Source organism: Halopelagius fulvigenes (assembly GCF_055398025.1).
Window position 1 is genome coordinate 770,277 of sequence record NZ_AP043846.1, and the last position, 17,228, is coordinate 787,504.

Consider the following 17,228-nt stretch of genomic DNA (forward strand, 5'->3'; position numbering starts at 1 on the left):
AAACGTCACCTGCTTCGAGACGCTTATCCATCCGGACTACCGAAACAGACGTAATGAGTAGGGCCGACGCCGACGTCGAGGACCTGACGGGACTCGACCGAGCCATCGTCAACGCGTTCCAAGGGGGGTTCCCCGTGGTCGAACGCCCGTTCGAACCGGCCGCCGCGGCACTCCGCGAACGCGGCGTCGAGGTGACCGCCGAAGAACTTCTCGAACGCGTCCGGCACCTCGACGAGTCGGGCGTCCTCACCCGGTTCGGCGCACTCGTCAACGCCGAGGAGATAGGCGGGACGGCGACGCTCGTCGCCATGCACGCCCCCGAGGACCGGTTCGACGAGGTGGTCGAGAACGTCAACGCCCACCGCGAAGTCGCGCACAACTACGAACGCGAACACCCGCACCTCAACGTCTGGTTCGTCGTGAGCGTCGCCGACGAGGCGCGCGTCGAGGAGGTTCTCGCCGAGATAGAGGCGGAGACGGGGCAACCGACGTACAACCTGCCGAAGAAGCGCGAATTCCGCGTGGAGGCGAAGTTCATGCTCGACGGCCCCGTCCCCGACGGCGACGTGGACCTCTCGCACCTCGGCCCCGAGGTGGACCCCGAGTCGCGGCGGACGCTGACGCCCGCGGAACGCGACTTGGTGTTGGAGATTCAGGGCGGCCTCCCCGTCACGGAGACGCCGTACGCCGACGTGGCCGAGGCCATCGGCGCGGAGACGGAGTGGGTCGTCCGGACGATAAAGCGGTTCGAGAGGGAGGGGAAAGTTCGGCGCGTCGGCGTCATCCCCAACCACTACGCCCTCGGCTACACGGAGAACGGCATGACCGTCTGGAACGTCCCGGACGAGGTGGTCGAAGAGGTCGGCCCCGCCGTCGCCGGCCTCGACTTCGTGACCCACTGCTACCGGCGGCCCCGCCACGAGGGCGTCTGGCCGTACAACTTCTTCGCGATGACCCACGGTCGGAGCGAGGAGGAGAGCGAGGCGCGAATCGAACGGGTGCGCGAGGAGATGGAGACGTACTGGGACGTGGGCGACGACGACTGGGACACCCTGTTCTCGACGCGCATCCTGAAGAAGACGGGCATCCGGATGGACGAACGCGCGGAGGCGAACACCGAGTGAGACGGCACACGGAGGGAGAAAACGAGTGATACCGCTGTACCACGACTTCGCGGGCGAGACGGTCCTCGTCTTCGGCGGCGGACGCGTCGGCGCGCGGAAGGCGCGCCGGTTCGCCGCGGAGGCGGAGGTTATCGTCGTCAGTCCCGACTTTGCGGACGAGGAGTTCGGCGGGGCCGAACGCGTCCGCGAGGCTCCGAGCCCCGAAGACGTCGAATCGTGGGTCGCCCGGACGGACCCCGCCCTCGTCGTCGCCGCGACGGACGATGAGGCGGTGAACGAGGCGGCCGAACGCGCCGCCCGAGAGCGCGGCGCGTTGGTCAACCGCGCCGACGAGAGCGGCGGCCGGGACGCCGGGAGCGTCGTCGTCCCCGCGACGGCGACGGACGGCGACGTGACGGCGGCCATCTCCACCGGCGGCGCGAGTCCCGCCCTCGCGAAGTACCTCCGCGAACGCGTCGAGTCGGAACTCGACGGCGCGGGGGCGATGGCCGACCTGACCGGCGACCTGCGGGCGGAACTGAAGCGTGACGGCTACGCGCCGGAGAAGCGCCGAGACGCCGTGCGAGCGGTCGTACGGTCTCCGCGCGTTTGGAAGGCTTTACGTACGGGGGAATCTAATCCCCGCCAAGAGGCAGACCGCGTGATACGTAACACGATGGGGGGTGACCGATGAGAGACGCCGGAGTGATAACCGGCGTCCGCGTCTCGCACGAGTCTGCGAGCATCGAGGAGATAGAGTCCGCATCGACGACCGACGCCGAGGACGTCGTCGAGTGTCTTCTCTCCCGCGACGGCGTCGAGGAGGCGTTCGCTATCCAGACCTGCAACAGGGCGGAGGCGTACGTCGTCACCGACGCCGTCGCGCGGGGGCGGGCCGCCCTCGACGACTTCGCGCCCGACGTCCGCGACGGCGCAGTCGTCGAGATGGACCACGAGCAGAGTCTGCGGCACCTCATGCGGGTCGCCGCCGGACTCGAATCGCTCGTCCTCGGCGAGGACCAGATTCTCGGCCAACTCAAGCGCGCCGCCGAGTCGGCGCGGGAGGCCGGGGCGGTCGGACCGGTCCTCGACGACGCCCTGACGAAGGCGGTTCACGTCGGCGAACGCGCGCGGACGGAGACGCGCATCAACGAGGGGGCCGTCTCCCTCGGGTCGGCGGCGGTCAAACTCGCGGCGTCCGAGGTGGACGTGGCGGGGGCGACCGCACTCGTCGTCGGCGCGGGCGAGATGGGCCGCCTCGCCGCGGAGGCGTTGGCCGCCGCGGACGTCGAGGAAGTCGTCGTAGCGAACCGGACGCTCTCGAACGCCGAACACCTCGCGGAGTTGGTGGACAGTCCCGCCCGCGCCGTCCCGTTGGACGCCGTCGAGGGCACCGTCGCGGAGGCGGACGTGGTCATCACCGCCACCGGGAGTCCGACGTACGTCATCTCGGAACCCGAGGTTGCGGACGCGGGCGAGACGATGCTCATCGACATCGCCCAACCCCGCGACGTGGACCCCGCCGCGGACGAGGTGGCGGGCGTCGTCGTCCGCGACATCGACGCCCTCGAAGCGGTGACCGACGAGACGCGGACGCTCCGCGAGGAGGCGGCGCGCCGCGTCGAGGCGATGATAGACGACGAGTTCGACCGCCTCCTGGACTCCTACAAGCGAAAGCGCGCCGACGAGGCCATCGGCGCGATGTACGAGTCCGCCGAACGCGTCAAGGAGCGAGAGGTCCAGACCGCCCTCTCAAAACTGGAGTCGCAGGGCTCTCTCACGCCGGAGCAACGCGAGACGGTGGCGTCGATGGCGGACGCACTCGTCGGGCAGTTGCTCTCGGCGCCGACGAAGAGTCTCCGCGACGCCGCCGCCGAGGACGACTGGTCCACCATCCAAACCGCCATGCGACTGTTCAACCCCGACTTCGAGGGCGAGATGCCCCGCTTCTCGGGCGGCGACGCCTCGGAGGAGTCGTCCGAGGGACGACCGGACGGCGTTCCGGCCGACGCGAACCCGAGTCCCGACGAGGACATCCCGCAGCACGTCCTCGAAAGCCTGTCGGACGACTGACGGGGAGAAGCGTTATCCCGAATCCGTCCGACACTCTCTCACATGGCAGACCTGCTCAGCGACGACGAGATACAGCGAAAGCTCCCGAAGGGGTGGGACCGCGAGGGAGACGAGATAACGAAAACGTACGAGTTCGACGACTACCTGAAGGGAATCGAGTTCGTCACCCGCGTCGGCGAGGTGGCCGAAGAGGAGTTCCACCACCCGGAGATTCGCGTCGGGTACAAGGAGGTCGAAGTCCGCCTGACGAGCCACGAGGAGGGCGGCATCACGGACAAGGACATCCGTCTGGCCGGCCTGTTCGACGACGAGGTGTAGTCCGTTGCGCGCGGCGTACGTCTTCAAGGTGCGATTCGCCCTCGAAACCGCTCCGGGCGTGGAGACGGATCCGCGAGCGTTCGACGCCGTCGTCGAACTGGACGCGGACCCCCCCGGCGAGGGCGATTGGCTGTTCTTCCGGGACGCCCTCTGGCGCGGCGAGGTCAACGACGAGCGATACGCCCGCGAACTCGCCGCCGAGTGGCTCTCGGCCCCCGTCGAGTCCGTCTCGTTCAGGGAGTTGCGGACCGACGAGGAGTACCTCGACGCGTTGAAGTCGGAGATCGCCGACAACCTCGACCTGTTCAACTCCGACGCGGTAGACGAAACGCTCACGAAGTACCTCGGCAGTTCGATACACGTCAGGCCGTGAAGAGGCCGTGGAAGGCGGCCGGGCGGCGGTCGTTCCCGGCGGCGCGAACGGGCGCAACAGACTTATCTCGTCGCTACCTATCGGTTCGTCCATGATTGCCGACGCGTACGACTTCTGGCTGTTCGACCTCGACGGGACGGTCGTCGACGTCGAGTGGTCGTACACCCGCGAGACGTTCGACCGGGTCGGCGACCGGTTGGGCCGGGGGTTCACCGACCGCGAGGCCGAGATCCTCTGGCACGGCCTCGGCGGCGCGCGCGACCCGCGACTCCGCGAGTGGGGTCTCGACCCCGAGGAGTTCTGGGACGCCTTCCACGCCGTCGAGGACCCGCAGGCCCGCGCCGAGGCGACGTTCCTCCACGACGACGCCGCGGCCTTGGTGGCCGACCTCCGGTCGCAGGGCGTGCCGGTCGGAGTCGTGACGCACTGCCAGCAGTTCCTCACGGACCCCGTGGTGGACTATCTCGACATCCGGGAGTGGTTCGACACCATCGTCTGCTGTACGGCCGACCTCGGGTGGAAACCCGACCCCGCGCCGGTCCGACACGCCATCGAACGGTTGGGCCTCGACCCGGACGACGCGGGGGCGGGCGTCCTCGCCGGCGACGGCGCGAGCGATATCGGCGCGGCGTGGAACGCCGGCCTCCACGGCATCCACGTCGAACGGCACCCGCCCGAACGGCGCGGCCGGTGCGTGCTGGCCGACTACCGCGTCGAGTCGTTCGCCGACCTGGGTTCCGACGTCGCCGCCGACGGCGGCTTCGAACGGTAACTACGCTCGATTCGGGTACGACTCGTCGGCTGCGCCGTCCCTCGCCGCTCTGATTCCGATTTCACCCCGACTGGAGACGGTGAACTCCCACGACCGGTACGGGAACCGAACCTGCACGTCGTAGTCACAGTCGTCGCTTGGCGGGCGGAGCAACGCGTCCAACACGTCGGCGTCCACGGTCGGATACAGCGGTCCCGTCTCGTCGGCGTCTCGACCGGTGTAGGCGGCCAACGCGACGACGATGCTCGTGCTGAGTTCGTCGTCGGTCTCCCAGTCGTGCGCGGTGACGAACTCCCACTCGCCGCCGTCGGGCCGGGGTTCTCTCTCCTCCTCGTTCGCTCTGCCCCGCCGGGCGAGCGTCCTCGCCTCCGCTATCACCCGCGCGAAGTCGCCCGGGTCGGCCTTCCGAACGTACGTCTCGACGCGGGCGGCGGCCGCGTCGGAGCGAACGTCGTCCCACTCCTTGGCGGTGAACAGGACGATGGAGACGGCCGGGTGCGCGCGGCGCGCGGCCGCGACGAACGGCGTTCCGTCCGGCATGGCGACCGAGTCGCTGACGATACAGTCCACGCGCCGGGAGTCGAGGACGGCCATCCCCTCGGGACCCGACGCAGCGGTCACCACCGTCACGTCGGCGTCGCCGGCCCGTCGGAACGACGCCCGGGATAACTCCAGCACGCTCGGGTCGTCGTCCACGTGCAACACTGTCTGGGCCGGTATCATGACAGTACCTACCAAGAGGGGTACATAGCGTTTTCCCTCGAACGCGGCAGGCGACCGCCACTTTCCGGGGTTCGAGGGCGTTCGGCGGCGCTCGGAGGGACTCGGCGGCGGTCAGTCGCGGTCGTAGCCCGCGAGCGAATCGAACACGTCCCCGGCGTCGTCAATCGCGCGTTCGAACTCGCGGACGCCGGCCTTCTCCGTCCTGTCGGGGTTCGCCCAGACGCGGACCGTCTCCGTCCCGAGGGGGACGAACCCCAAATCGAGGGACTCGGCGGTCTGCCGCAGGCCGAGGCCCGCGTCCGCGTTCCCGTCTACGACGGCGCGGGCGGGGCTCTCGTACGCCTTCGTCCCCAGTTCGTAGCCGTCGATGGCGTCGGTCAGTTCGGTGCTCGTCGTCTCCCTGTCGGCCGCCACCTCGGCCACCGCGTCGTCCAGACTCGCGCGGAGTCCGGAGTTGGTGTCGCGGTTGACGAACCGCAGGTCCTCGTCGGCGAGGTCCGCGAGACCGGTCACGCCGTCGGGGTTGCCCGGCGGGACGACGAGTCCCCACTCGCGCGTCCACCCGCCGAGTTCGACCGCCTCCACCTCGCGGTCGCTCGGCCCCGCGACCACCGCCGCGTCGGGCACGCCGCCGCGGAGGCGTCTGCGGCCGTCTCGGCTCCCCACCGCGAGGTATCGCGGTCGTTCGAGTCTGTCGAGGATGCGCGAGAGGGCGGGGTCGTCCTCGCCGACGCCGAACAGCGTCGGGGGGCGAACGTCGGGCGAGAACAGGCGCACCTCGACCGATTCGCCCTCGGCGAGGTACTCCGTGTCCGGGTGGACCTCCACCACGCCGTCGGCCTCGACCAAGGAAGTGGTCGCGCCGCTTCCCTTGTCCACGGGGTACACCAGCGTCTCGCCCGCCTCGTCGTCGGCGGTTTCACCAGACTTCGTCTGGTGGCCAGCCGAACTTCGTTCGGCGGCGTCACCGCCTCCGCTTCGGGCCGTTGCCGGCCCGCTTTCGACGAGGCCGACGGGCATCAGACGGAGTCGCCCCTCGCCGTAGCGTTCGCGGACGGCCATCGACCCCTCGACGGTCGCGGTGCGGGGTTCGGGGAGGCCGGCGGCGCGGCGGACGGCGGGCGCGACGAACGTCTGGAAGATGGTGAGTGCGGAGACGGGGTAGCCCGGCAGACCGACGTACGCGGAGTCGCCGACGCGCCCGACGAGCATCGGCTTGCCCGGTTTGACCGCGACGCCGTGAAGCAGGAGTTCGCCGCGTTCCTCGATGACGCGGTAGATGACGTCCACGGCGGAGGCGGACGTCGAACCCGACGAGAGCACCAAGTCGCACTCCTCGGCGGCCTCCACGAGGATTCGCTCCATCTCCTCGTAGTCGTCGCCCGCGTGGGGGTAGAGGCGCGCCTCGCCGCCCGCCTCCTCCACGGCCGCGGCGGTGGTGTAACTGTTCACGTCGTATATCTGTCCGGCTTCGCTCCGCAGTTCCTCGCCCGGGCGGACGAGTTCGTCGCCCGTCGAGACGATGCCGACGGTCGGTCGCCCCCGGACGGGCACCTCGTTGATTCCGAGCGCCGAGAGCAGGCCGATCTCGCGGGGGGTGACGCGTGTTCCGGGTCCCAACGCCCGCGCGCCGGCGGCCACGTCCGCGCCGGCGAGCATCACGCTGTCGCCCGGCGCGACGGCCGTCCGCACGACGACCCGCCCGTCGCGTTCCTCCGTCCGTTCGACGACGACGACGGCGTCCGCGCCGGGCGGCATCACCGCGCCGGTGGAGATTTCGGCCGCCTCGCCCTCGCCGACGGTCACGTCCGGTTCCGCGCCGGCGTGGACCGCGCCCACGAGGTCCAACTTGACGGGGTCGGCCTCGTCCGCGCCGAAGGTGTCCCGGCCGCGGACGGCGTACCCGTCCATGCTCGCGCGGTCGAACCCCGGCACGTCCAACTCGGCGTCGATTCGCTCCGCGAGGACGCGCCCCCGCGCCTCCGAGAGGGGGACCGTCTCCGGGTCCGGTTCGAGGTCCAACGACGCGATGGCCTCGTGGGCCTCCTCCGGCGGTGCTAAATCGCGGAACTCCTTGCGCGAGCTCACGCGGACCACTCCCAGTCTTCGACGGCGACGGTCTCACCCTCGGCGTACCCCTCGCGGTCCTCGGGGACGACGACCCACCCGTCCGCGAGGGCGACGGAGGAGAGGACGCCCGACCCGGAGGCGCGGGTGGGGGTGGCGACCCGGTCGTTCTCGCCCTCCTCGGCGTCCAGACGGACGCGAGCGAACGTCCTGACGCCGGGTTCGCTCGGGATCTTGCGTTCCAGTCGGGCTTCGACGGTCGGGAACGGCGAGTCGGGCAGGCGGCCGACGCGCTTGAGCAGTGGCCTGAGGAACTGCACGGCGTTGACGATGCAGGCGACGGGGTAGCCAGGGAGCATCACGACGGGCGTCTCCTCGACGATACCGAGGGCGACGGGGTGGCCGGGTTTGAGGGCGACGCCGTGGACGAGAACCTCGCCGAGTTCCGCCACCACCTCGGGCACCAAGTCGCGTTCGCCGACGGACGACCCGCCGGTGGTGACGACGATATCCTTCGTCAGGTCGCGTTGGATGGCCGCGCGGAGGGCCGCCTCATCGTCGGTGACGACGCTCCGGTACGTGGGGACGCCGCCCCACCGGTCCACCAGACGGGTGACGGTCAGCCCGTTCGTCTCGACTATCTCGCCGGGGTCGGGGTCGTGTTGGACGAGTTCCTCGCCCGTCGGAATCACGCCGACGGTCGGCCGTTCGTAGACGGACACCTCGTCTACGCCGACCGATTTGAGGAGGCCGAGGTCCGACGGCCGGAGTCTGTGGCCGGCGTCGAACAGGTGTTGCCCCTCCGCGACGTCCTCGCCGACCGGGCCGACGTTCTCGCCCTCGGTGACGGCGTCGAACACTTCGAGTTCGTCGCCGACCGCCTCCGTCTCCTCTATCATCACGACGGCGTCCGCGCCCGGCGGGAGTTCGCTCCCCGTGTGGACCCGAACCGCCTCGCCGGGGGCGACTTCCGCGTCGGGTTCGGCCTCCGCGGCCCCGACGCGGAGAATCTCGGGCGACCGACCCGACGCGCCGAACGTGTCCCGCGCGCGCACCGCCCATCCGTCCATTGCCGCCCGGTCGTACCCGGGGACGGGCCGCGGCGACGCGACCGGTTCCGCCAGCGCCCGTCCGTCCGCGGGTCCGAGGGGGAGTCGTTCCGTCCGTTCGTGGGGCGTCGCCGCCGAGAGAAGCGTCTCCCGGGCGGCGGCGACCCGCGTCCGGTCTTTGAACCCGGCGGCGCGTCGGTCCGCCCCGTGGTCGTCCGAATCGGAGTCCGCTGCGTCCATGTCAGACCGTTGCGCGCCCGGAACCAAAAAGGGGCGTAGCGCCGGGCGGACCGTCCGTCCGGAAAAGGCCTTACGGCCGGAATCGACAGCCGCGACCGGGGGGTTTTAGCCCGAGGCACACTTACGTCGGCGTATGTCTGCACTGCGGGACGCGCTTCAGGAACTCCCCGACGCGGTGTTCGCCGACCTGTTGGAATCCGAAGACGCGTACCTCCTCGTGTTGGACCTCCCCGGCGTCACGGCGGAGACGGCCGAAATCGGAGTCGAAAGCGGCCGCCTCACCATCGAGGCGCGACGCGAGAAGTGGCTTCCGGCTGAGTTTCAGTACGTCCGCGAGGACCGGTCGCTGTTCCTCGACGCCGAACTCCCCCTCCCGCCGGACGCCACCGGCGCGGGGGCGAACGCGGAGATGGAACGCGGCGTCCTCACGATTCGCCTCCCCAAGCGAACCGCCGCGCCCGAACGAACCATCCCGATTACCGCTGACGAGGACGGCGTCTGACCTCGCGGTGAGGTGGTGACGCTGGTCAACTTACGCGCGTACTGGCGGTTCCTCGTCGTCGTCTACCAGTTCTTCCCGCTGATAGTCGCCTACGCGAGAGACCGCCGTCGCTTCTTCCTGTTCGGCGGGTCCCGGAGCGTCACCCCCGACATGCGGGTGCGGCGGGCGGGGATTCTGCTCGACTCGCTTCTGACGCTCGGGCCGACGTTCATCAAACTCGGCCAACTGCTCTCGACGCGCCCGGACATCCTCCCGCCGGAGTACATCGAGGTGCTGTCGAGTTTGCAGGACGACGTGCCGCCGGCCCCGTGGGAGGAGTCGAGTCAGGTCCTGGAGGCGGAACTCGGCCCCGTCTCGGAGGCGTTCGACGTGTTCGACCCCGACCCGATAAGCGGCGCGAGTCTCGGGCAGGTGTACACCGCCGAGTACGACGGCGACCCCGTCGCGGTGAAGGTTCGCCGCCCCGGCATCGAGAAGCTCGTGGAGGCGGACCTCCGGGTCGTCCGGTGGTCGCTGCCGGTCGTCAGGCGCTTCATCGGGGAGGGACGGGCGTTCTCCCTCGAAAATCTCGCCGACGAGTTCGCGAAGACCATCCGACAGGAGATGAACTACAGCCGCGAACGGCGCATCCTCGATCAGATTCGGTCGAACTTCCGGGGCGACGACGCCATCCGCATCCCCGCGCCCGTCGAGGAACGCTCCGGGCCACGCGTCCTCACGATGGAGTACCTCCCGGGGACGAAGATAAACGACGTCGCGGCCCTCGACGAGATGGGCATCGACCGGACGGAACTGGCGACGACGCTCCAACGGGTCTACCTGCAGATGATAATCGACGACGGCGTCTTCCACGCCGACCCCCACCCGGGGAATCTGGCGGTGGACGACGAGGGGCGCATCATCTTCTACGACTTCGGGATGTCCGGAAAGGTCGAACCGTTCATCCAGGACAAGATCGTGGACTTCTACGTCTCCATCGCCAACCAGGACATCGACGGCATCCTGGACGCCCTCATCGAGATGGGGACGCTCTCGCCGGAGGCCGACCGGCAGGTGATGGGCGACGTGATGGAACTGGCCATCGCCGACGCCCGCGGCGAGGACATCGAACAGTACCGCGTCCAGCAGATAATCGAGCAGGTGGAGTCGACCATCTACGAGTTCCCCCTCCGCCTGCCCCGCAATCTCGCCTTGGTCCTCCGCGTCGCTACCGTCGTCGAGGGCGTCTGCGTCACGTTGGACCCTAACTTCGACTTCATCGCGGTGGCGACGGCGTACCTCCGCGAGGAGGGGTACTACGAGGAGACGGCCAGAGAACTGGCCAGAGACGCGGGCAGGCAGGCCAGAGACACCTCGCAGGCGCTGTTCACCGTCCCGCCGAAGCTCGACCGGACGCTCGACCGCCTCGAACGGGAGAACCTCAGCGTCAACATCCGCGTCGAGGACAAAAACGGCGTCTTCGACCGACTCGCGCGCCGCATCGCCTACAGCATCCTCCTCGCCGTGGGCGCGCTCTCGACGTCGATTCTGTACGCGTTCGAGGGGACGAGCGTCGTTCCCGCCGCCGTCGCCGCCCTGCTCACGATTCCCGTCGCCGTCCTCCTGTACCGGTCGTTCCGGTCGAAGCGAGGCGTTCGCGCCACGCCGCAGTTCACCCGCCAGAACCTCCGCGAACGCCGCGGCGACGAGTGACGCGTCGGTATCAGACCTGAGTTTCGGGAGGATGCGTTTATACTGGAGGAGTTTCCATACGCACGGTATGACTCGCTGGCGGGCCGTGCTAGCCGGGTTCGCGCTAGCGGCGTGTAGCGAAGCGCTCGTCTTCGCGATCACGGGTCGCGTGACGCTCGTCGGTGGCCTCGCCGGAAGCGTGTTCGCCGGGTACGTCGTCGGCCCCGAATCCTCCGACGGGGCGTGGCACGGCCTCCTCTCCTCTCTGGCGTGGGGGACGCTCCTCATCCCCGGACTCGTCGTCCTCGCGGTGACGGGCGACGGGACGCTCCCGTTTCCCTACGAGTATCTCGCCCCGTTCTTCACCACGCCGGGCGCGGCGACGACCGGAATCCTCCTCTCCGTGACGCTTCCGAACGCCGTCGCGGGGACGGTCGGCAGTTTCGTCCGCCGACACCGCGAGGACCGCCTCTCCGGCGGCGACGGCCCGGCGGCGGACGGCCGGGTGACGACCGACGGCGGAACGGAGGGCAACGTCGGGTGGTTGGGGACGGACCCGAACGAAGAGACGTGACGGCGGGAGACCGAACGCGGCGGAAGGCGCGAGGGACGACGTCGCTCCGTTGGCTGAGGGAACTCCGAACGTTCGAGCGACGCGTACCGCCTACTCGGCGTCGGACTCGTCGTCGTCGCGGGCGATGTCGTACAGGCGGAAACCGAGTTGCGCCATCGCCTTGTCGGCTTTCAGTCGGCCGAGGTGGTCGCTGACGGCCGCGGCGTCGAACTCCGCGGTGTCGTCGACCGACGCCGAGAGGTCGTCCGGGGAGACGCCGTTCTCCAACGCGTCCAACAGAACGGCGTACGCCGTGATGCGCGAGGAGAGTCGTTCCACGTCGTCTCGGTCGCCGGGTGGCGACAGTTCGGCCTCCAGTTTCCGTTCGGCGGCGAGGGCGTCGCGGGGGTCGATGCCGAGTTCGGCCGCCGCGGCGCACACCTCCGGAACGTCGACGTCGAGGCGACGACTCACCGCGCGAACCGCGCCTAACGCGGCGGAGAACGCGCCGTGACGCTCCATCGCGTCCGCCCCGACGCCCCGGAGGAGCGACCGGGCGAGTTCCGTCCCCGCGGGGACCGAGAGTCGCCTGACCACCGTCTCGACGGGGTCCGCGGCGGAGGCAGAAGGGGGTGTGGACGCTCGCATACCCCCGATCCGCCGTCCGAGTATGTATAGACTCGGACGCAGTTATCGGGAGAGAGAACGGTGGGAGTCGAAATCGGGCGTCCCGGGGGCCCGGACCGCAGGTCGGAGAGAGGTGTTCTCGGGTGTCACGCGTCGCTATCGCCCCTCGCGGCGTTTCCAAACCGTTTATACCCACAACCCGATAACGCGGAGATATGGCGAAAGAGCAGAAGCAGGTCCGCGAACTGCAGGAAGGAAGTTACGTGATGATGGACGACTCTCCCTGTAAGATAAACGCCTACAGCACCGCAAAGCCCGGCAAGCACGGCAGCGCGAAGGCCCGCATCGAGGGCAAGGGCGTCTTCGACAGCCGGAAGCGTTCGCTCTCCCAACCGGTCGACGCGAAGGTGTGGGTCCCCATCATCGAGCGGAAGCAGGGGCAGGTCGTCTCCGTCACCGACGACGACGCTCAGATCATGGACCTCGACACGTACGAGACGTTCACGATGCGCATCCCCGAGGGCGAGGACCTCTCGCCCGAAGACGAGATAGAGTACCTCGAGTACGAGGGACAGCGGAAGATCGTATAATCGAGATGTTCCCCGGGGCGACCGAGTCGCGTGACGACGCCGCGTACGTCGTCGTGGGCGCCCCGCTGGATATCTCGACTTCGTTTCGACCGGGGACCAGATTCGGCCCCGAGAGGATCCGGCGGTTCGCCCGGACGTTCGACGACTACGACCGGCGAACCGGCCTGCGCTTTTCCGACCTCCGAGTGCACGACGAGGGCGACGTCCACCCGTGGGACGACGCCGAGGCGTACGTCGAGTGGGTGAGCGGTACGCTCACGGACGCGGTGTGGGACGACGCCGTCCCCCTGCTTCTCGGCGGCGAGCACACCGTCACCGCGGCGGGCGTCGAAGCGGTCGAACCGGACGTGTTCGTCTGCCTCGACGCGCACCTCGACCTGAGAACCGAGTACGACGGCAACGAGTGGAGTCACGCCACGCTCACGCGCCGCGTCCTCGACGAACTCGGCGCGGAGGAGGCGGTGATCGTCGGCGCTCGAACCGGGTCCGAAGCGGAGTGGGACCGCGCCGAAGACGACGACGTGACCGTGGTCCCGCCGGAGGGGGCGGCGTCGTGGGACCCCGGCGACCGGTTCGACGGCCGGTCGGTCTACCTGAGCGTCGATATCGACGCCGCGGACCCGGCGTTCGCGCCGGGAACGGGGACGCCCGAACCGTTCGGCCTCGAACCCCGCGAGATGCGTGATATCGTCCGCGCCGTCGCCCCGCACGCCGACGGCTTCGACGTCGTGGAGGTCAACGACAGAGACGACGGGCAAGCGGCGTCGCTCTCGGGGAAGCTACTCCGCGAGTTCGTCTTCTCGCACGCCGCCGCGGGGCGGTCGGCGGCGGAGCGTTAATCCGACCCGTCGCTCTCCGGCGAGAACGACGCGAAACACGGCAGACAACGGTGAAGGTCGTGGTCCGCGTCGTGCCCGCCGAACGTTATCCACGAGTCGTCGGGGCGCGTCTTCTTCGTCCACCGCTCGCTCCCGCAGTTCGGACACGGAGGGCCTCGGAACACGGTCGTCGGTCGACGTATCGGCTCACAGGTCCTCTGACGCGCCGACGGAGGCTGGCGGTTTCAGCAGTTCCGGTGGTCAGTCCGGTCCGATTCCGAGCGCGCTACTCCGAACCGGACACCGGGTGGAGAACGCCGTACCAGAGCCGGTAGAGAATCGTCCCCACGAGGCCGCCGGTATCGAACCCGTGTCGGAACTCGTCGCTCGGGAACAGTCGCCGCCGGACCGCAGCCCAGCAGAGACCATACGCGAGCCTTCGATACCTCTTCGACCGTATCCGCCCCCAGTCGCGGTCGGACGCCGAGTGGTAGACGAGTTGGTAGAGCGTGCCGGCGAGTACTCCCTTCGCCGAGAGCGAGGGCGGGTCGTCGTACTCCTCGTGTCGATTCAGAACGTTTCGACTGTACGTTTGGGTGACGAGCGCGGCGACCGAGATGAGGAACTCGGCGACCGCCCGTCGGCGGGACACCATACGTACTCCTGCGACTGTCATCTGATATACATTTCTGTGGAGGCGAGGACGGGTGACCGCGAAAGGGGGGAAAGAGGAAGCGAGCGTGGGCCCTCGCGCGTCACCTTCCGGTGACGCGTCGGACGAGGCGTCGTGCCTTGCTAGTGATGCGACGCTTGTACCGTCGCGGCAGTCGTCGCCAGATGAGGAATGCTTTGCTGAACTTACCCATTGTGGACACCCGCGGCCGAGGCCGCGGAACTCGTTCCGTCCCGTTCTGAGCGAACGGGATCGGTAGTAGCCCGGCGACGTACAAAGGCGTCGTGGCCGTCGGCGAGGCGGTCCACCGGGTCGAACCGGGTGGATACAAGCGTCGGGAGGCCGACCGGAGCGGTATGGACCTCTCGGACGTCGTCTCCCGCTACGACGAGGAACTGAACACCGACGAGTTCGCCGACGTGGACGCCAGCGCTAACGGACTGCAGGTCGGCCCCGCGGAGGGGTCGGTCGAACGCGTCGCCTTCGCCGTGGACGCCGCCGAGGCGACCATCGAGGCGGCCGTCGAGGCGGACGCGGATCTCCTCGTGACGCACCACGGCCTCGTCTGGGGCGGCCTCGACCGGGTGATCGGCCGCGCGTACGATCGGATCGAACCGCTCGTCGAGAACGACCTCGCCCTCTACGTCTCGCACCTCCCCCTCGACGGCCACCAGACGCGCGGGAACGCCGCGGGCGTCGCGGACCACATCGGACTCGAAGCCAGAGAGCCGTTCGGGTCGCTCGGGCCGGTCGAAATCGGGCAGGCGGGCCGCGCCTCGAACTCGTACACGGTCGAGGGACTCCGCGAACGACTCGACGCTCTCGACGACGACGGGAACCCGACGCGGGTGTTCGACTTCGGCCCCGAAGAGGTGACCGACGTGGCGATAGTCACCGGGTCGGGCGTCGATTGGCTGGACGAGGCCGTCGAAGCGGGCGCGGACGCGTTCGTGACGGGCGAGGGGAAACAGAAGGTGTACCATGAGGCCAAGGAGGCCGGAATCAACGTCTTCCTCGCGGGGCACTACGCGACGGAGACGTTCGGCGTCCGGAGCCTCGCCGCCCTCGCCGACGAGTGGGGACTGGAGACGACGTACATCGACCACCCGACCGGACTCTGAGAGGGGAAGTCCCGTTTCGCTCGGACCGGCATCGTCGCGTTCAAATCCGGCCGCCGCGCAAGCGTACGCATGAGCGACGACGACCACGAGTACCAGCCACCGAACCGCGAGGAGTTCGCGGAGAACCCCATCGGTCACGCCCGCGTCGAGGCGGGGATGACCGTCGGCGAACTCGCCGCGGAGTACGGTAAGGCGGGCATCGGGGCGGCGAACGTCAACCGAGCCGTCGACACGTACGCCGAGATGCTGGCCCGCGACGACGTGACGAACTTCTTCGGCCTCGCGGGCGCGATGGTGCCGACGGGGATGCGCCAGATAGTGGTGGACCTCATCCGCGACGGCCACATCGACGCCCTCGTGACGACGGGCGCGAACCTCACCCACGACGCCATCGAGGCCGTCGGCGGCAAGCACCACCACGGCCGGGCGGAACCGCACGACCCCCACCCCTCGAACGAGGACGCCGAACCGACGGGCGAGACGACGCGCGACCACGACGAACACCTCCGCGACGAGGAGGTAGACCGCATCTACAACGTCTACCTGCCGCAGGAGTACTTCGCGCTGTTCGAGGGCCACCTCCGCGAGAACGTCTTCCCGAACGTCGAACGGACCGTCTCCATACAGGAGTTCACCGCCGAACTCGGGCGGGCGAACCTCGAACGGAACAGGGAGGAGGGCATCGAGGAGGACGCCGGCGTCGCCGCCGCGGCCTACGAGAACGACGTGCCCATCTACTGCCCGGCGATTCAGGACTCCGTGCTCGGGATTCAGGCGTGGATATACTCGCAGACCTCGGAGTTCGCGCTGGACGCACTGAAGGACATGACGCACCTCTCTGATCTCGCGTTCGAGGCGGAGAAGGCGGGCGCGATGGTCGTCGGCGGGGGCGTCCCCAAAAATTACGTCCTCCAGACGATGCTGACCATCCCCGACGCCTACGACTACGCCGTCCAACTGACGATGGACCCCGACCACACCGGCGGCCTCTCCGGCGCGACGTTAGACGAGGCCCGGTCGTGGGGGAAACTGGAGAAGTCCGCGAAGAACGTCACCGTCGTCGGCGACGCGACGGTCACGCTCCCGTTGGTCGCCGCCGGGGCGCGCGAACGCGCCGAAGAACTGGAGTTCTGAGCGGTCAACGGAGGTCGGAAGCAGCAGACGCCGAAGTTCAGAACGGATCCGTCTCGGCGACGTACGCCGCGAGCGTCTCCAACGCCTTCGGGTCGTACTCCTCCCCGACGTGGTCGACGTTCCACAGCCCCGACGCACGTATCTCCGCGCTCGGGCTATGTCTCCCGAGCCAGTCCGCTGAACGGCCGTCGATGACGGGACCGTCGTAGTTGCTCGCGAGCGCGATGACGTTCCGCTCGATTCTCGCCCGGTCGCTCTCGGCGGAGGGGGCGTCTGGGACTTCGACCCAGAGAAACGGCTGATTCCGAAGATAGACGCTCACCCACCGCTCGAGCGGGTACTCCTCGTCGCGCACCTCGCCCCGCGGTCGGCCGTCGGGGATTCGAGACGCGCCCCAGTCGGGGTAGTTGTCCGCGAGTCCGTGGCGTTCGACGAGCGCTTCGCCGACGCGTAGTCGGTACACCGACCCGCGGTGATTACCGCCGTGGGGGTGCGCCGAACTCCCGCTCCCCGTCCCGTAATGCTGTTTCAGGCGGTCCCACAGCGTCGTCTTGCTCCCCTCGCTCACGGCGTGGGTTCCGACGCGCGTCAGCCGGAGTTGTCCCGACGACGCCCGCGTCTCGCCCGGCGCGAAGAAGAAGTAGACGCCGCGGTCGGGCCAGTCCATGCGGCCGTGACAGTCGGCCAACCGCCGCGGACCGCCGACGCGCGCGGCGAGGTCGTCGAACAGGTCGTAGAGGTGGTCGAGGTCGGCGGTTCGGGTCGTCTCGGTCACACGCTTCGGTGTCTCGTCCCCCTATTTAACGGTTCGTTCGAGATGA

General features: G+C 69.0%; 19 protein-coding genes. 13 read left to right on the forward strand and 6 right to left on the reverse strand.

Going from position 1 to position 17,228, the window contains the following annotated elements; genetic code table 11:
- The first annotated feature begins 53 nt into the window (after window positions 1-53).
- From ahbB to ACZ522_RS08480, 6 genes are all read left to right on the forward strand, one after another.
- Complete coding sequence (gene ahbB, locus ACZ522_RS08455) at window positions 54-1,124, forward strand: siroheme decarboxylase subunit beta (protein ID WP_379692939.1); 1,071 nt, start codon at window positions 54-56, stop codon at window positions 1,122-1,124.
- A 25-nt stretch (window positions 1,125-1,149) separates the two neighbouring features.
- Window positions 1,150-1,797 (forward strand): precorrin-2 dehydrogenase/sirohydrochlorin ferrochelatase family protein, encoded by a 648-nt coding sequence (locus ACZ522_RS08460; protein ID WP_379692937.1) that lies wholly within the window; start codon window positions 1,150-1,152, stop codon window positions 1,795-1,797.
- Entirely contained in the window at window positions 1,794-3,176 is a 1,383-nt protein-coding gene (gene hemA / locus ACZ522_RS08465) for a glutamyl-tRNA reductase (protein WP_379692935.1), read from the forward strand. The genes ACZ522_RS08460 and hemA overlap by 4 nt, the downstream gene beginning before the upstream one ends.
- Before the next feature lie 42 nt (window positions 3,177-3,218).
- Entirely contained in the window at window positions 3,219-3,494 is a 276-nt protein-coding gene (locus ACZ522_RS08470; protein ID WP_379692933.1) for a 4a-hydroxytetrahydrobiopterin dehydratase, read from the forward strand.
- 4 nt (window positions 3,495-3,498) lie between these two features.
- The gene (lwrS, locus tag ACZ522_RS08475; RefSeq protein WP_379692931.1) at window positions 3,499-3,867 is read left to right on the forward strand and encodes an LWR-salt protein; all 369 of its coding nucleotides are present in this window, start codon (window positions 3,499-3,501) and stop codon (window positions 3,865-3,867) included.
- A 91-nt stretch (window positions 3,868-3,958) separates the two neighbouring features.
- The gene (locus ACZ522_RS08480; RefSeq protein WP_379692929.1) at window positions 3,959-4,639 is read left to right on the forward strand and encodes an HAD family hydrolase; all 681 of its coding nucleotides are present in this window, start codon (window positions 3,959-3,961) and stop codon (window positions 4,637-4,639) included.
- Here ACZ522_RS08480 and ACZ522_RS08485 read toward each other — a convergent pair whose 3' ends face one another.
- From ACZ522_RS08485 to ACZ522_RS08495, 3 genes are all read right to left on the reverse strand, one after another.
- Window positions 4,640-5,362: a HalOD1 output domain-containing protein gene (locus ACZ522_RS08485; RefSeq protein ID WP_379692927.1), complete on the reverse strand. Its 723-nt coding sequence runs from the start codon at window positions 5,360-5,362 to the stop codon at window positions 4,640-4,642.
- A gap of 111 nt (window positions 5,363-5,473) precedes the next feature.
- Complete coding sequence (locus ACZ522_RS08490) at window positions 5,474-7,450, reverse strand: molybdopterin biosynthesis protein (RefSeq protein WP_379692925.1); 1,977 nt, start codon at window positions 7,448-7,450, stop codon at window positions 5,474-5,476.
- Window positions 7,447-8,718, reverse strand: coding sequence for a molybdopterin molybdotransferase MoeA (locus tag ACZ522_RS08495; protein WP_379692923.1), 1,272 nt, complete (start codon window positions 8,716-8,718; stop codon window positions 7,447-7,449). The genes ACZ522_RS08490 and ACZ522_RS08495 overlap by 4 nt, the downstream gene beginning before the upstream one ends.
- Window positions 8,719-8,851: 133 nt before the next feature.
- Here ACZ522_RS08495 and ACZ522_RS08500 point away from each other — a divergent pair, with 133 nt between their 5' ends.
- From ACZ522_RS08500 to ACZ522_RS08510, 3 genes are all read left to right on the forward strand, one after another.
- Window positions 8,852-9,220: an Hsp20/alpha crystallin family protein gene (locus ACZ522_RS08500; RefSeq protein ID WP_379692921.1), complete on the forward strand. Its 369-nt coding sequence runs from the start codon at window positions 8,852-8,854 to the stop codon at window positions 9,218-9,220.
- A gap of 12 nt (window positions 9,221-9,232) precedes the next feature.
- On the forward strand, window positions 9,233-10,912 hold the full coding sequence (locus ACZ522_RS08505; RefSeq protein ID WP_379692919.1) for an ABC1 kinase family protein: 1,680 nt from the start codon (window positions 9,233-9,235) through the stop codon (window positions 10,910-10,912).
- A gap of 67 nt (window positions 10,913-10,979) precedes the next feature.
- A complete protein-coding gene (locus tag ACZ522_RS08510) occupies window positions 10,980-11,465 on the forward strand; it encodes a DUF5518 domain-containing protein (RefSeq protein ID WP_379692917.1) in 486 nt (161 codons plus the stop codon).
- A gap of 90 nt (window positions 11,466-11,555) precedes the next feature.
- Here the strand turns inward: ACZ522_RS08510 and ACZ522_RS08515 are convergent, their stop codons facing one another.
- Complete coding sequence (locus ACZ522_RS08515; protein WP_379692915.1) at window positions 11,556-12,092, reverse strand: hypothetical protein; 537 nt, start codon at window positions 12,090-12,092, stop codon at window positions 11,556-11,558.
- 194 nt (window positions 12,093-12,286) lie between these two features.
- On the opposite strand from ACZ522_RS08515, the gene ACZ522_RS08520 reads away from it, so the two are divergent.
- Window positions 12,287-12,661: a translation initiation factor IF-5A gene (locus ACZ522_RS08520; RefSeq protein ID WP_379692913.1), complete on the forward strand. Its 375-nt coding sequence runs from the start codon at window positions 12,287-12,289 to the stop codon at window positions 12,659-12,661.
- 5 nt (window positions 12,662-12,666) lie between these two features.
- The gene (speB, locus tag ACZ522_RS08525; RefSeq protein WP_379692911.1) at window positions 12,667-13,500 is read left to right on the forward strand and encodes an agmatinase; all 834 of its coding nucleotides are present in this window, start codon (window positions 12,667-12,669) and stop codon (window positions 13,498-13,500) included.
- A gap of 265 nt (window positions 13,501-13,765) precedes the next feature.
- On the opposite strand, the gene ACZ522_RS08530 is transcribed toward speB, so the two are convergent.
- Window positions 13,766-14,134 (reverse strand): DUF8097 family protein, encoded by a 369-nt coding sequence (locus ACZ522_RS08530; protein ID WP_379692909.1) that lies wholly within the window; start codon window positions 14,132-14,134, stop codon window positions 13,766-13,768.
- A 374-nt stretch (window positions 14,135-14,508) separates the two neighbouring features.
- Here ACZ522_RS08530 and ACZ522_RS08535 point away from each other — a divergent pair, with 374 nt between their 5' ends.
- Complete coding sequence (locus ACZ522_RS08535) at window positions 14,509-15,273, forward strand: Nif3-like dinuclear metal center hexameric protein (protein WP_379694528.1); 765 nt, start codon at window positions 14,509-14,511, stop codon at window positions 15,271-15,273.
- 69 nt (window positions 15,274-15,342) lie between these two features.
- Window positions 15,343-16,407, forward strand: a complete 1,065-nt coding sequence (locus ACZ522_RS08540) for a deoxyhypusine synthase (protein ID WP_379692907.1) — start codon at window positions 15,343-15,345, stop codon at window positions 16,405-16,407.
- A gap of 37 nt (window positions 16,408-16,444) precedes the next feature.
- Here ACZ522_RS08540 and ACZ522_RS08545 read toward each other — a convergent pair whose 3' ends face one another.
- On the reverse strand, window positions 16,445-17,182 hold the full coding sequence (locus tag ACZ522_RS08545; protein WP_379692905.1) for a GIY-YIG domain-containing protein: 738 nt from the start codon (window positions 17,180-17,182) through the stop codon (window positions 16,445-16,447).
- Window positions 17,183-17,228 lie beyond the last annotated feature (46 nt).